This is a genomic window from Cohnella baijiui (genome assembly GCF_020731285.1).
GTDB lineage: Bacteria > Bacillota > Bacilli > Paenibacillales > Paenibacillaceae > Cohnella.
Map to the genome: position 1 here is coordinate 1 of NZ_JAJFOW010000007.1, position 14492 is coordinate 14492.

Below are 14492 nucleotides of genomic sequence, written 5' to 3' on the forward strand. Positions count from 1 at the left end.
AAGCTGTTTCGGTGACATTTGCACGATATCCCCTTGGCTTAGGAGGCTGTTCTGGCGACATTCGCGCGATATCCCCTTGGCTCAGAAAGCTGTTTCGGTGACATTTGCACGATATCCCCTTGGCTTAGGAGGCTGTTCTGGCGACATTCGTGCGATATCCCCTTGGCTCAGGAAGCTGTTTTGGCGCCATTTGCAAGATATCCCCTTGGCTCAGGAGGCTGTTTTGGCGACATTTGCACAATATCCCCTTGGCTCAGGAAGCTGATCTGGTGACATTTGCACGATATCCCCTTGGCTCAGGGAACTGTTCTGGCTAAATTGGTACCCTGAGCGAAAGGGATAACGTCGCAAAGGGAGCGGAACACCTCGTGCTGAGTGAAAGGGATAGCGTCGCAAAGGGAGCGGAAGACCCCGATCCTGAGTGAGGGGGATAGTGTCAAAGGGAGTGGAACACGTCGTCCTGATCGAAAGGGATAACGTCGCAAAGGGAGCGGAACACCTCGATCCTGAGTGAAAGGGATAACGTCGTAAAGGGGGCAGAAGACCACGTTCCTGAGCGAGATTACGATAATCGCGACCGGGACGATCCTTGTGGCGCTCCCGATTGCAATCGTGATTCTGTTACTCCGGCGCTATCTCCTCTCCGGTTTGGAGACGGGGCTGCGAATGGTTGATCTCCCGACGTGCCGAAAGCCCCGCTCCTATGGTAGAATCGAACCTAGCGGCTTGCGAGCCGTCCGATCTGGCCAAAGGAGATATTCGTCATGGCAAGCAAATATTACGTCGTCTGGGAAGGCAAGCAGCCCGGCATCTATCGGAGCTGGCCGGAATGCCAAGCGCAGGTCAGCCAGCACGTAGACGCTAAATACAAATCCTTTCCGACGGAGTCCGAAGCCGAGCGGGCTTACCGCGAAGGATGGAAGAAGCATTGGGGCCAAGGCAAGAAAACGGGCGCCACACCGGCCGGCGGACGCGACGGGAAATCCGCGGCGGCGGGAAAGTCCCCGGCAGCGGCTTCCGCAGCGGAGATCGACTACGACAGCATCTCTGTGGACGTGGGAACTCGCGGCAATCCGGGCCCGGTCGAATACCGGGGCGTCGATACGCGGACGGGCGAAGTGATCTTTTCGTGCGGCCCCGTGAGCAAGGGGACGAACAATCTCGGCGAATTTCTCGCCATCGTGCACGCATTGGCTTACCTGTGCAAGCAGGGGAGCGCCAAGACCGTTTACAGCGACTCCCGCACCGCCCTCAAATGGGTGAAGCAAAAGGAAGTCGTCACCACGCTGCCGCGCGACGAATCGACGCGGGAGATCTGGTTGCTTGTCGACCGGGCGCTGAATTGGCTTCATGCGCATCCCTATCCGAACAAGGTGTTAAAATGGGAGACGGAGCGGTGGGGCGAAGTCAAAGCCGATTACGGCCGAAAATAAACCATCGTGCAAGATTTGTCACCCTGGGCATAAGCCCGTGGTGATTTTTCTCGGGCGGGAGAACGCGACGAGCGCAGCCGTCTTTGCCGCGGCAAGTCATCATTTCATCGATTTAGGTTACCTAAATGGCAGACCGACTGGCTCGAATGAAGTAGGAAGATGAAACATCAGCAAGGGGCAGGTATAGGGGAGGGCGTATGGATCCCCGGCGGTCGGCGCGTTTCAAGAGCCTTCCCGATACGCAATCAAAAAGGCCCTCGGCAGACGTCCCGTCTGCGGATGGGCCTTTTTCTTCCCGTATTCGGATGTATGCGAGCAGTCCGTACCGGCCAATGCGCGGCCCAAGTCGGGAAGCGCGTCCTCGGGACTCAGCTCAGGGTGGGCTCCGCCGGGCGGCGCTCGTTCATCGCTTGGCGGACCAGCTGCTGCTTGCGCCGGGAAACGGGCAGCCGGTTGTTCAAGCCGGGCCCTTCGCCGAAGCAGATGCAATCGCCTTCGATCTCGAGCACGCGATTTACGTTAACATAGCAATCGGACGAGATGCGCATGAACGCGGCATCTTGGGTAAGGCGGGTCGTTTCTTCGGCGGACATTCTCTTTTTGATGTTGTAATTCCGACCGTGGAAGCAGACCAATCCGTAAGCGCCTACGCGAAAGAAATAAGCCTCGTCGTGCGGCTCGAAGCTGTCGTACAAGCGCAATGCTACATCCATCTTTCCAAATCCCCCTCAGAAAGAAAGTTTGCTTGGTAGCGCTTTCATTATAACATAGTTCCTTGGAATCGCGAATGTTTTTTTTGTAGAAATGCACATCTTTTTTTGTAAACTCCACATTGACAATTATTTCTTGCTGGCTTAATTTTAGGTTATGTATTGCAAACGTTTGCAATTGGAGGAGACGGTGGGATGACGTGACGGGCGACCGAGACGACGAAGCGAGACGTGCGCCGCGCCCCGGCAGTCCTGACCTAGACATCGGCGGCGAAAACGGCAGCGTTCAAGAGGATGAATCGGGAAAAGCCGCGAGCGGCGGCGGAAACGACCGCAATGAGGAATGGTCGGATGCGGTCGCCGATGGAACGGGGCGGGCAGGAACTTCGGCAAATGCTGCCGACACTCCGGAAATCGCAGCGCAAGGTCATGAATCTTCCTGGGGTGTCGAGCCATGGGCGGAAGTCGGCATCAAAGCGATCGCGGAGACGCTCGGCATTTCGCCAAGCACCGTATCTCGCGCGCTGAACGGCAAATACGGCGTTCGGTCGCAGACGCGGGAGATGATCCTGGACAAAGCCAAGCAGCTCGGCTATGTTCCGAATCTGGGCGCCCAGCAGCTCGTCGGCAAGCGCAGCCGCCTCATCGGCTTGTTCCTGCCCGAGTTCGCCGGCGAGGCGAGCCAAGGCTTCATCGGGCTCATCCCCCCGCTCCAGCGGCTGCTTAACGAGCAGGGCCTGCACGCATTGATCTTTTCGATCCCGCACGCCGATTACGAACGGGGCCGATTCACGACATGCGTCATCTCGCGGGGGCTCGAAGGCTGCCTTTTGCTGTCCGGCTTTCCGGAGACGCACCCGATGATCGAGGAGGCGATCCGGCTGCGCGTCCCCTGCGTACACTTCGGCAACGCGATCGGTCCCCGGTGTTCTTCCGTCAGCTCGGACAACCGGGTAGGCGGCCTCCTTGCCGGACGATTGCTGCTGGAACTAGGTCACCGCCGCATCGGATTTATCGGCGGCCCGAAGGACTTGCGGATCAGCCGTGAGCGGCACGCCGGCTTTTTGGAAGCGTTCGGCGCTTTCGGACTTCAGTACGATCCCGCGTTGACGGCGAATGGCGACTTTTCCGGCCGCAGCGGTGCTGTGTGCGCCTCGGCGCTCTGGGACCGCAGCGGCGCGGGCGGGAGGCTGACGGCACTGTTCTGCGCCAACGATTTGATGGCCGCAGGCGCGATTATGGGGCTGGCGGAGCGTGGGATTCGCGTGCCGCGGGAGGTGTCGGTCATCGGCTACGACAACGATACGTTTTCCGCTTACTTGAACCCGCCGCTGACGACGGTGCATCACGATTCGGAGCCGATCGGACCAGTCGCGCTCCGGCTGCTGCTCGAAGTGCTCGAGGGAAAACCCGGCCGCCGCGTGACGCTGCTGCCGCAACTGATCGAACGCGCTTCGGCGGCTCGCATTCGGATTTGAATAGGAGAGGGGAGCAAGCCAGATGTCAGCTTTACAGACAGAACCGATTCTGCGAGCGGAGGGACTCGCGCGCAGCTTCGGGCGAGGCTCCGGCGCCGTCAAGGTGCTGAAGGGCGTCGACATCTCCATCCCGGCCGGACGGCTCATCGCCTTCAAGGGCCGTTCCGGGTCGGGCAAAACGACGCTGATCAACCTGCTCGGCGCGCTTGACCGGCCAACCGAAGGCTCCGTGACGTTCGCGGGGCGCGAAATGAGCGGGCTGTCGGACGGCGAGCGGGACACGATCCGGCGCAAGGAGATGGGCCTCATCTTCCAATCGTTCGCCTTGTTCCCGCTCATGTCCGCGTACGAAAACGTCGAATTCGTCCTGCGGATCAGCGGCTATCCCGCCAAAGACCGCAAGGACGCCGCGATCCGCGCGCTGGAGCAGGTCGGCCTCAAGCCCCGGATGCACCACCGTCCGTTCGAATTGTCGGGCGGCGAGCAGCAGCGGACCGCGATCGCCCGCGCGATCGCCCATCGGCCCAAGCTCGTGCTGGCCGACGAGCCGACGGCGGAGCTGGACTCGAAGACCGGGCTCCACATCATCAAGCTGTTTCGGGATCTCGTCCAGCAAAACGGCGTTTCGATCGTACTCACCACGCACGATCCGGCCATCATGGAGATCGTCGACCAAGTTTACGAACTGGAGGATGGACAAATTGTCTCAGCGCTCTAAACGCGTCGCCGCCGCGGCGCTCTCCATCGCGATCGGCGCGGCTCTCGCCGGATGCTCTCTGCTGCCCAAAGAAGAACCCGCCCTCGCGCCCCCGCTCGTCAAGCCGGCCAAGGAGAACTACCAGACCGTCAAGGTCCAGAAGGGCACGATCACCAACGCCATCACGCAGGTCGCGTCGTTCGAATCCGTACATACCGAAGTCGCCCAGTTTACCGGTACGGGAGGCCGCGTCGAGAAAATCCTGGTCAGGTCAGGCGACCAGGTCAAGAAAGGCGACCCGCTCGTCCAACTGGTCATGAACGACCTCGACCTGCAGGTGAAGGAGCAGGAGCTCGCCCTCGCGCGGGCGAAATACGCGCTGCGGCAGCAGCAAGGCAGCCATGGCGACGAGGATGCGCTCAAGATTGCGGGCCTTCAGGTGCAGGTGGAGCAAATCAAATACGACAGGTTGTACAGCCAATACAGCAACAAGTTCCTGAAGTCGGAAATGGAGGGCCAGGTCGTGTTCGTGGAGGATCTGAAGCCGGGCGATTACGTGGACACGTACCAGACACTCGTCGTCGTCGCGGATCCGACGCAACTGCAGCTCTCGGCCCGCGTCGACTCGGCCGACAGGGTGAAGGGCGTCGACGTCGGCTTCCCGGTCGAGGTGACGATCAACGACGGCGGCAAGCAGACCGCCCTCAAGGGCAAAGTCGTGCAGACGCCTTCGTCCGCGCCGCAGACGCTGAACAAGGATCTCGCGGAACGGTACAGCAAGACGCTGTACATCTCCGTCGACAAGCTGCCGGACAACGTCGAGATCGGGACGATGGCCGACATCAAGATTATCACCGAGCAAAAGGATAACGTCCTTAAAATCCCCCGCAGCGGGTTGCGGTCGTTCATGGGGCGCAACTTCGTCCGCGTGCTCGAAGACGGTAACAAGCTGCGCGAAATCGACGTGCAGCCGGGCATCTCGGCCTCGACGGAAGTGGAGATCGTGCAAGGACTCGCGGAAGGCGACAACGTCGTCCTGCAATAACGCAAACCGAATCAGGGAGGCTTTCCAGTGGCCTTATTCGTCATGATCCTGCGCAAAATGGTGCAGAACAAATGGCTCGTCATCAGCCTCTTCCTCGGGATGCTCATCTCCGTGGCGCTGGTGAGCAGCATGCCGATCTATTCGGAGGCGATCCTCTCCCGCATGCTCGTCAAGGAGCTGGAGACGATGCAAACGGAACGAAACGTCTATCCCGGCTCTTATTGGTCGAAGATCGCCTTCGACAACCAGACGACCGAACAGCGGCAGGCGATGCTTAAAGGACTCGACGATTTCATGCAAGGGCCGGCTGCATCGGGCTTCCATCTGCCCGTCCAGGCGGTCGTCCGGGAGCGGAGCACGCGCACCTTTACCGTGTTTCCCGAGAACGCCACCGACGAGGTCAAGAAAAACCAGAAGCGGACGGGCCGCTTCGCGACGGTCTCCGGCCTGCAGGACCATATCAAGCTGGTCGACGGCCGCATGCCCGCCAAGGAACCGGTGGACGGCGTCTACGAGGTGCTCGTCACCGAGAGCGGGCTGAACAACTTCCGGACGGTCCTCGGCAACATCCTCGACGTGGAGGACTCGAAAATTCAAGGCAAGATCAAAGTCAAGCCGGTCGGCGTGTTCGATAAGGCGTCGGACAACGACCCTTATTTCCGCGATCCCAGCCTGGGCGGGTTCAACAGCTCGATGCTCGTCGACGAGGCGCTGTTCGACCGCCAGTTCGTCGCGGCCGGGATCGTCCCGGTGACGACCGCAGGCTGGTACTTGCTGTTCGACTATTCGAAGATGGAGCTCCGGCTCGTCGACGATTACCTTCAGACGAGCAAGACGATCCAATCGGAAGTCAAGAAGCGCGTATCCGCGTTCCAGGTGGACTTCTCCGTCCCCGCGGAAAAGACAATTAATCAGTACTTGGACCGCGCCAAGCAGCTGCGCAAGCTGATGTGGTCGCTGAACGTGCCGGTGCTCATCATGCTCGGCTTCTATATGTTCATGGTCGCCAACCTGATCGCGAGCCGGCAGAAAAACGAGATCGCCGTCCTGCGCAGCCGCGGGGCCGCCCGCTGGCAGATCGTCGTCTCCTTCGCGGTGGAAGGGCTTCTGCTAAGCGGGATCGCACTGGCTGCCGGACCGCCTCTCGGCATGCTGCTCACCGAGGTGCTCGGCGCGTCGAACGGCTTTCTGTCCTTCGTTCAGCGCTCCGCGCTTCCGGTGCGCCTCACGGGGGAGTCGTACCGGTACGGAGCGGCGGCAGCCGCGGTGGCTTTTGTCATGCTGCTCGTGCCGGTGGCGCTCGCGACGCGCGCCACGATCGTCGGACACAAGCAGCAGATGGCCCGTTTGACCCGGATGCCGCTCTGGCACAAGCTGTTCCTCGACGTTATTGCGCTCGCACTCGCGATATACGGGCTGTATTCGTTCGACGCGCGCATGAAGGACCTGAAGAAGCTCGGCCTGTCGTCGGACGATTTGCGGATCGACCCGCTGCAGTTCGTCGTGCCCGCCCTCTTTATCGTCGGCGGAGGGCTGCTGCTTTTGCGGCTGTACCCGTACCTGCTGCGGCTCATCTACGCGATCGGCCGCAAATGGTGGAGCCCATCGATGTACGCCACGCTCATCCAGGTGGGGCGGTCGAACAGCCAGTACCAGTTTCTCATGGTGTTCCTCATCCTGACGATCGCGACCGGCGTCTTCAGCGCAAGCGCGGCACGGACGATCAACAACAACACGGAGGACCGGATCCGATACGGGAACGGCGCGGACTTCGTTCTAAAGACGGAATGGCCGAACGACAAGCCGATCGAAGCACCGGGCGGCATGGGGGGCATGGGAGGTCCTTCCCAAGCGAGCGCGCCGGTGCCGCAGACGATCCACTACCTGGAGCCGTCGTTCGAGCCGTACGAAAAGCTGCCGGGCGTCGAACAGGCGGCGAAAGTGTTCGTCAAGGACAAAGCGTCGTTCACGGCAGGTGAAGCCAGCGGCCTCGCGACGCTGGTCGGCATCGACACGGACGACTTCGGCAGGGCCGCCTGGTTCCGGGACGGACTGCTTCCGCACGGGCTGAACGACTACCTCAACCTGATCGCGGGCGATCCGAAGGCGGTGCTCGTCTCCAAATCGCTCGCGGACCAGAAGAAGGTGAAAGCCGGCGATACGATCTGGCTCGGATGGGAAGGCATCACCTCGCAGCCGTTCGTCATCTACGGCATCATCGAATACTTCCCGACGTTTAACCCGAATCCGCCGACCGGATCGGTCAGCGGGGGAGACGCCGAGTCCCAGTCGAACGCGCCGATGCTCGTCGTCGGACATTTGCCGCGCATCCAGTTCCAGCTCGGCCTCGAGCCGTACCAGGTATGGCTCAAGATGAAGCCGGGCTACGATCTGGCCGCCTTCTATCAGGCGATCCAGAAGAGCGATATCTCGCTGATGAGCCTCAAAAACACGACGTCCGACTGGAACAAGGCGAAGAACGATCCATTCCTCCTCGCGCTGAACGGCATTCTGACCCTCGGCTTCATCCTGTCGATCGTCGTCAGCTTCGTCGGCTTCCTGCTGTACTGGATCCTGTCGCTCCGCGGACGCACGCTGCAAAACGGCATCATGCGGGCCGTCGGCCTGTCCGTCCGCCACATGATCGGCATGCTCGTCATCGAGCAGCTGCTCACGTCGGGGGTCGCGGTCCTGATCGGCGTCATCGTTGGCAATCTGGCAAGCCGGCTTTACGTGCCGAATTTCCAGATCGCCTTCAATCCGAGCACGCTCGTGCCGCCGTTCCGGGTGCTGTTCGAGAACATGGACTTCGTCCGGCTGTACGCGACCGTCGGCGTCATGCTGCTCGCGGGCCTCGCCATCCTGGGCTACATGATCTCGCGCATCCGGATTCATCAAGCGCTGAAGCTGGGGGAGGACTGACCGATGATCCATTGCGACGGACTGGTCAAAATCTACAAGGCGGCGGACCTCGAGGTGTTCGCGCTGCAAGGGCTCGACCTGAACGTCGAGGACGGAGAGCTGATGGCGATCATCGGCAACAGCGGCAGCGGCAAATCGACGCTGCTCAACATGCTGGGCGGCCTCGACAAGCCCTCCGCAGGGACGCTCACCGTCGACGGCAAGGACATGCTGAAGATGACGGAGCGGGAGCTCGTACGCTACAAGCGGCAGAGCGTCGGCTTCGTCTGGCAGAACAACGCGCGCAACCTGATCCCGTACTTGACGGCGCTCGAAAACGTCGAGCTGCCGATCCTGCTGTCGGGCCGGCGCAAGCGGATGCGCGCGCTCGAGCTGCTGGAAGCGGTTGGGCTGATGCATCGGGCTCGCAACAAGCTCCACCAGCTGTCCGGCGGGGAGCAGCAGCGGGTCGCCATCGCGATCGCGCTCGCCAACCATCCGAAGCTGCTGCTCGCCGACGAGCCGACCGGATCGCTCGACTCCAAGATGGCCGACCAGATCCTCGATCTGTTCCGCGAGCTGAACCGCTCGCTCGGCATTACGATCGTCATCGTCACGCACGACCCGCATCTCGCTCGCAAGGTCGACCGGGTCGTCTCCATCCGCGACGGCAAAATCTCCTCCGAGATGCTGCGCAAAAAGTCGTACGCCGAAGAGCTGGAAGAGTTGGAGCGGGGGATCGCCCAGGAAGAGGAAACGCACGTGGAATATGCTATACTGGACAAAGCCGGACGCTTGCAGGTGCCCGCGGGCTATCTGGAGTCGATCGGCATTCAAAATACGAACAAAGTGAAAGTGGAGCTTGCGGAAGGGAAAATCGTGCTGACGGCCCCGGAGGAAGCTTCCTGATCGATTGCGGGGGGATGGCAGGATGGATTTGCGGTATCCGATCGGCGCGTTTGCGCACGAAGGGGACATTACCCCGGCGCAGCGGTCGCTCTGGATTCAAGACATCGCGGAACTGCCCGCGCGGCTGAACGAGGCGGTGCGGGGACTGGGAGACGCTCAGCTGGATACGCCTTACCGCGAAGGCGGCTGGACGGCGCGGCAAGTCGTGCACCATGTCGGCGACAGCCATATGAATAGCCTGATCCGCTTCAAGCTGGCGCTGACCGAAGACCTGCCGACGATTAAGCCGTACGAAGAGCAGCTGTGGGCGGAGCTGGCGGATACGCGGGCGCTGCCGATCGAGCCGTCGCTGACGCTCCTCGCCGCGCTGCATCTGCGCTGGGTCGCGCTGCTGGAATCGATGGGCGAGGCGGAATTCGCCCGTTCGTTTTACCACCCCGGCAGCGGCGAGACGATTCGCTTGGATCGCGCGCTAGGCACGTACGCTTGGCATGGCCGGCATCATACCGCGCATATTACGTCGCTGCGCGGCCGGATGGGCTGGTAAAAGCCCACCCGATCGGCGGCAGCCGTCCCGAACCGTCAGGCTTTTTCTGACGGCGGGACGGCTTTTTCATTTGGCGCCACAGCGGTTAAAATGAAGGGAACGAACTCGTAGCCGCCTTTTTTACTTGGGAGGGGCGAATCGAGTACAATGAAAGTCGGGCCGCTACGTTCCGGCGGCGTACCTTGGGTCCGCCTCGAACGGGACGGGCCCGGCCACAGGAAGGGAGCCGCATATGGACGGCGAATGGATTTGGACCCTGTCCGACATCATCTTGATCAATATCATCCTTAGCGGGGACAACGCGGTCGTCATCGCGCTGGCCAGCCGCAACTTGCCCGCTGATCATCAGAAAAAAGCGATCTTCTGGGGCACGTTCGGTGCCGTTTCGCTGCGCGTCGCGCTGACGTTCGTCGCCGTATGGCTGCTGAAGATCCCGCTCGTGCAGGCAGCGGGAGGCCTGCTCCTGCTGTACATAGCCTGGAAGCTGCTGCACGACGACCACGGCGGAGAGAACGTCCGGGGCGGCTCGACGCTGGCCGGCGCGGTCCGGACGATCGTCGTCGCGGACGTCGTCATGAGCCTGGACAACGTCGTGGCGGTGGCGGGCGCGGCCCGGGGCAACCTGGCGATGATTCTCGTCGGTCTCGCCGTCAGCGTGCCCCTCATCATCTGGTGCAGCCAGTTCCTTACGCGGTTGATGACGCGTTTTCCGATCCTCGTTTGGATCGGGGCGGGGCTGCTCGGATACTCCGCCGGCGAGATGCTGACTGGAGATCGGTATGCAGGCGAGCTGCTCGACGACGCGCTCGGAGACGTTTCCGAGGCGCTGCCGTTCGCGCTGGGCATCTTCTTCGTCGCGTATGGCGCGATAGCCGCGCTTTACGCCCGGCGCCACCTGCGCCGCAAACACAAATACTCACGCTGAACGCGTCATCGAAGGAGCGCATTACATTGAGCATGCCAGACGATATGCGGGAATGGGGCAAGATGCTGCTCACCTACAAGTTCGCATTGGACGAAGTGAGCACGAAGCTGAACATTTTGAACGAGGAACTTCATTTTATCCAAAATTACAACCCGATCGAACATATGAAGACGCGCATCAAATCCCCGGAGAGCATCCGGGACAAGCTGCTGCGCAAGGGAATGGACGTGACGATCGAAAACGCCCGGGCGCACATTCGGGACATCGCGGGCATCCGGGTCATCTGCTCGTTTTCCACGGACATCTACCGGATGGTCGAGATGATCAGCAAGCAGCACGACGTCGAGGTACTCGAAATCAAGGACTACGTCGCTTCGCCGAAGCCGAACGGCTACCAAAGCTTGCATCTCAACGTCCGGATACCCGTCTTTCTGACCGACCATCTGGAGCACGTACCCGTCGAAATTCAGATCCGGACGATCGCGATGGACTTCTGGGCGAGTCTGGAGCACAAAATCTACTACAAGTTCAACGAGCAGGTGCCGGGCGAGATCGGCAGCCAGCTGAAGGAAGCGGCGGATTTGATCTCCTCGCTGGACGAGCGTATGTTTTCGCTGAACGAGCAGGTGCAGAAATACCGGACCGACGAGGTCTAGATCACGATGGCTAGACGAGGGGAGTCGCCTATGCAGAGCAGGTATTCGGTGGACGAAGTGTGCGAAAAGTTCGGCGTAACCGCCCGGACCCTCCACTATTACGAGGAGATCGGGCTGCTTACGGACGTGCCGCGCACGGAAGGCGGTCACCGCTATTACGAAGGCCGTTCGCTCGCGCAGCTCGAGCAGGTCATCCGGATGAAGGAGCTGCTTGGCATCTCCCTGCAGGAGATCCGCATCCTCATGGAGATGGAGGACAAGCTCGAAGAGCTGCGCGAAGCGTATCGCCGGGGCCGGGAGCCGGAGGAGAAGACCGCGTTTCTTGACGAAGCGGCCCCGTTGCTGGAGGCGCAGATCGAGCGGATGTCCGCGCGGATCGCCAAGCTCGCCGAGCTGAAGGAAGGGTTCGAGCACCGGCTCGCCTGCGTCAACGAGCTGCGCGGCTGACGGGCGCGCCGCCGTTATTTTCTCATACGGAGCGGTAATATCCCATATGGCAACCGGCCTTTCGGCCCGATAAAATGAAAGCGTATGCGTCCGAACGGGCTGCACCACGACAATCGGATAGAAATGGGGAGACCATATGGGTAGCGGAGGTTCCGCCAGGAGACTGTGGTACCGCCGGCCGGCGGCGGACTGGGAGAAGGAGTCGCTGCCGCTCGGGAACGGACGGCTGGGCGCGATGGTGTTCGGCGGCATCGGGGAAGACCGGCTGTTGCTGAACGAGGATACGCTGTGGTCCGGCGAGCCGCGGCAGCTGAACGGGGACGCGGACGCGTTCGCCGCTTCGCTGGCCGAGGCCCGGCGGCTTGCGTTCGAAGGGCGGTACCGGCAGGCGCAGGACTTGGTCGAGCGCGATCTGCTCGGACCGTGGAACGAATCCTACATGCCGCTTGGCGCCTTGACGATGACCTGGCAGACGAACGGGGAGACGGAGGATTACGTCCGCGAGCTCGACCTCGATTCGGCGGTCGCGCGCGTGTCGTATCGCCAGGGCGGCGTCGATTACGTCAGGGAAGCGTTCATTTCGGCCCCGGATCAGGCGCTGATCGTCCGGCTGACCGCCGACCGCCCCGGCGCCCTGTCGCTCGGCATCGCCTTGGACAGCCTGCTGCGGCACGCGCCGGCGCCGTCCGACGAAGCCGCGCGCGTCTGGGGGATGGACGGGCGAAGTCCGATCCGCGTCAATCCGAATTACGTCGACGACGGCGATCCGGTCCTCTACGCGGAAGGTCGCGGGATGACGTTCGCCGTTCGCGTCGCCGTCGAGACACGCGGAGGCGCCGTCGCGATCGGGGACGGGCGCTGCGACGTCCGCTCGGCGGACGAGATCGTGCTGAAGCTCGCGGCGGCGACCAGCTTCGCGGGATACGACCAAGATCCCGCTTCGTCCGGCCGGGATCCGGGGCGCATCTGCGCCGAACGTCTGGCCGGACTCGCCGGTCGCCCTTACGAGGAGCTCCTCGCGCGCCATGTCGCCGACTACCGGGCGCTGTTCGAGCGGGTCGAGCTGCGGCTCGGCGCGCCGGACATCGCAGCGGAGCAGGCGGCCGTGCCGACGGACGAGCGTCTGCGCCGGGTGAAGGAAGGGTCCGAAGACCCCGCGCTGACGGCGCTGTATTTCGACTTCGGCCGATATCTGTTAATCGCGAGCTCCCGACCCGGCTCGCAGCCGGCCAATCTCCAGGGCATCTGGAGTCCGCTGCTGCGGCCGGCCTGGAGCAGCAACTGGACGGTCAACATCAACGCCGAAATGAACTATTGGCTCGCGGAATCTTGCGGCTTAAGCGAATGCCACGAGCCGCTGTTCGATCTGATCGACGACCTGCGCGAAGCCGGCGGCCGCGTGGCCGAGCGCCATTACGGGGCGCGCGGCTGGGCGGTCAACCACAACGTCGACCTGTGGCGCAACGCGAACGCCGTCGGCGGCAACGCGCAGTGGGCGTATTGGCCGATGGCGTCGGCGTGGCTTTGCTGGCATCTTTGGAACCGTTACGAGCATACGCTGGACGAGACGTTTTTGCGCGAGCGCGCGTATCCCGCGATGAAGGAAGCCGCGTTGTTTTACCTGGACTGGCTGGTGCGGGGGCCGGAAGGAGTGTGGGTGACCTGTCCTTCGACCTCGCCGGAGAACGACTTCCTCACGCCGGACGGCGAAGCCGCCAGCGTCAGCTATGCGTCGACGATGGACCTGACGCTCATCCGCGAGCTGTTCGGCCACGTCGCGGAGGCGTCCGAGCTGCTCGGGACGGATGCTGCGCTTCGGGAGGAGCTGGAAGCGCGGCTTCGGGAGCTGCCTCCTTTCCGGACGGGACGCCACGGGCAGCTGCAGGAGTGGATCCACGACTTCGAGGAGGCGGATCCGGGACATCGCCACGTCTCCCATCTGTACGGCCTTTACCCCGGCGATCAGTTCGTTACGGGCCGCGACGACGCGTTGGCGGAAGCGTGCAGGACATCGCTGCATCGTCGGCTCGCGAACGGCGGAGGCCATACGGGCTGGAGCTGCGCGTGGATCATCAATCTGTTCGCTCGGCTCGGCGACGGCGAAGCCGCCCACGACTACGTGTCGACGCTGCTTCGCAAGTCGACCTACGACAACCTTTGGGACGCGCATCCGCCGTTCCAGATCGACGGCAACTTCGGCGGCACGGCGGGCATCGCGGAAATGCTGCTCCAGAGCCACGGCGGGGAGCTGCGACTATTGCCCGCGCTGCCGGCGGCGTGGCCGGAAGGAAGCGCCGCCGGCTTGCGCGCCCGAGGCGGCTGGCAGGTCGAACTCGCGTGGCGCGACGGAACGCTGGCTTCCGCGGCGTTGACGTCGATCGCGGCGGAAGGGACGACCCGTCTCCGGGTCGCGTGGGCGGAGGCGTACGAGCTGCTCTGCGACGGGCGGCCGGCGGAAGGCGCGAGGATCGGCGAAGGCGTCGTCGAATGGCGGGCGGAGCCGTCGCGACGGTACGTCCTGCGACGGGTTTCGCCGGTCGGCGGCGAAGAATAGACTAGGGTCATAAAGGCTGAGGCGTCGAGCGGCGCGCAGCCTTTTTTCGTTCGGAGGCCCCTCCTAGTCTGGAGAGTTCTCTTCAAGCGTGTTATGATATCGCAATGACTTGGCCGCTGGTCGCATACATAGGCAAAGAGAGAGTCCAGGACTCCTACATAGGCGCATCGTCCGCCGAATCGGCGAAAGA

12 protein-coding genes are annotated in these 14492 nt (G+C 62.3%); 11 read left to right on the forward strand and 1 reads right to left on the reverse strand.

Annotation, left to right across the window (positions count from 1 at the left end; all coding sequences use genetic code 11):
* Positions 1–764: 764 nt before the first annotated feature.
* On the forward strand, positions 765–1433 hold the full coding sequence (rnhA, locus tag LKX83_RS09525) for a ribonuclease H (RefSeq protein WP_227881951.1): 669 nt from the start codon (positions 765–767) through the stop codon (positions 1431–1433).
* Between the two features lie 368 nt (positions 1434–1801).
* Here the strand turns inward: rnhA and LKX83_RS09530 are convergent, their stop codons facing one another.
* Positions 1802–2146 carry a LytTR family DNA-binding domain-containing protein gene (locus tag LKX83_RS09530; RefSeq protein ID WP_227881952.1) on the reverse strand — a complete coding sequence of 115 codons (345 nt, stop codon included), beginning with the start codon at positions 2144–2146 and terminating at the stop codon, positions 1802–1804.
* A gap of 197 nt (positions 2147–2343) precedes the next feature.
* Between LKX83_RS09530 and LKX83_RS09535 the strand changes: the two genes are divergently transcribed.
* The 10 genes from LKX83_RS09535 to LKX83_RS09580 all read left to right on the forward strand — a co-directional run bounded on the left by LKX83_RS09535 (position 2344) and on the right by LKX83_RS09580 (position 14302).
* Entirely contained in the window at positions 2344–3621 is a 1278-nt protein-coding gene (locus LKX83_RS09535) for a LacI family DNA-binding transcriptional regulator (RefSeq protein ID WP_227881953.1), read from the forward strand.
* Between the two features lie 22 nt (positions 3622–3643).
* Positions 3644–4339 carry an ABC transporter ATP-binding protein gene (locus LKX83_RS09540; protein ID WP_227881954.1) on the forward strand — a complete coding sequence of 232 codons (696 nt, stop codon included), beginning with the start codon at positions 3644–3646 and terminating at the stop codon, positions 4337–4339.
* Positions 4323–5363, forward strand: a complete 1041-nt coding sequence (locus tag LKX83_RS09545; protein WP_227881955.1) for an efflux RND transporter periplasmic adaptor subunit — start codon at positions 4323–4325, stop codon at positions 5361–5363. Before LKX83_RS09540 ends, LKX83_RS09545 begins: the two co-directional genes overlap by 17 nt.
* A gap of 27 nt (positions 5364–5390) precedes the next feature.
* A complete protein-coding gene (locus LKX83_RS09550) occupies positions 5391–8285 on the forward strand; it encodes an ABC transporter permease (RefSeq protein WP_227881956.1) in 2895 nt (964 codons plus the stop codon).
* A gap of 3 nt (positions 8286–8288) precedes the next feature.
* Complete coding sequence (locus tag LKX83_RS09555) at positions 8289–9173, forward strand: ABC transporter ATP-binding protein (protein WP_227881957.1); 885 nt, start codon at positions 8289–8291, stop codon at positions 9171–9173.
* A gap of 22 nt (positions 9174–9195) precedes the next feature.
* Entirely contained in the window at positions 9196–9720 is a 525-nt protein-coding gene (locus LKX83_RS09560) for a YfiT family bacillithiol transferase (protein WP_227881958.1), read from the forward strand.
* Positions 9721–9952: 232 nt separating this feature from the next.
* Positions 9953–10645, forward strand: a complete 693-nt coding sequence (locus LKX83_RS09565) for a TerC family protein (RefSeq protein ID WP_227881959.1) — start codon at positions 9953–9955, stop codon at positions 10643–10645.
* Between the two features lie 32 nt (positions 10646–10677).
* Complete coding sequence (locus LKX83_RS09570) at positions 10678–11301, forward strand: GTP pyrophosphokinase (protein ID WP_227882155.1); 624 nt, start codon at positions 10678–10680, stop codon at positions 11299–11301.
* Positions 11302–11331: 30 nt separating this feature from the next.
* The gene (locus tag LKX83_RS09575) at positions 11332–11748 is read left to right on the forward strand and encodes a MerR family transcriptional regulator (RefSeq protein WP_227881960.1); all 417 of its coding nucleotides are present in this window, start codon (positions 11332–11334) and stop codon (positions 11746–11748) included.
* 136 nt (positions 11749–11884) lie between these two features.
* The gene (locus LKX83_RS09580) at positions 11885–14302 is read left to right on the forward strand and encodes a glycoside hydrolase family 95 protein (RefSeq protein WP_227881961.1); all 2418 of its coding nucleotides are present in this window, start codon (positions 11885–11887) and stop codon (positions 14300–14302) included.
* Positions 14303–14492 lie beyond the last annotated feature (190 nt).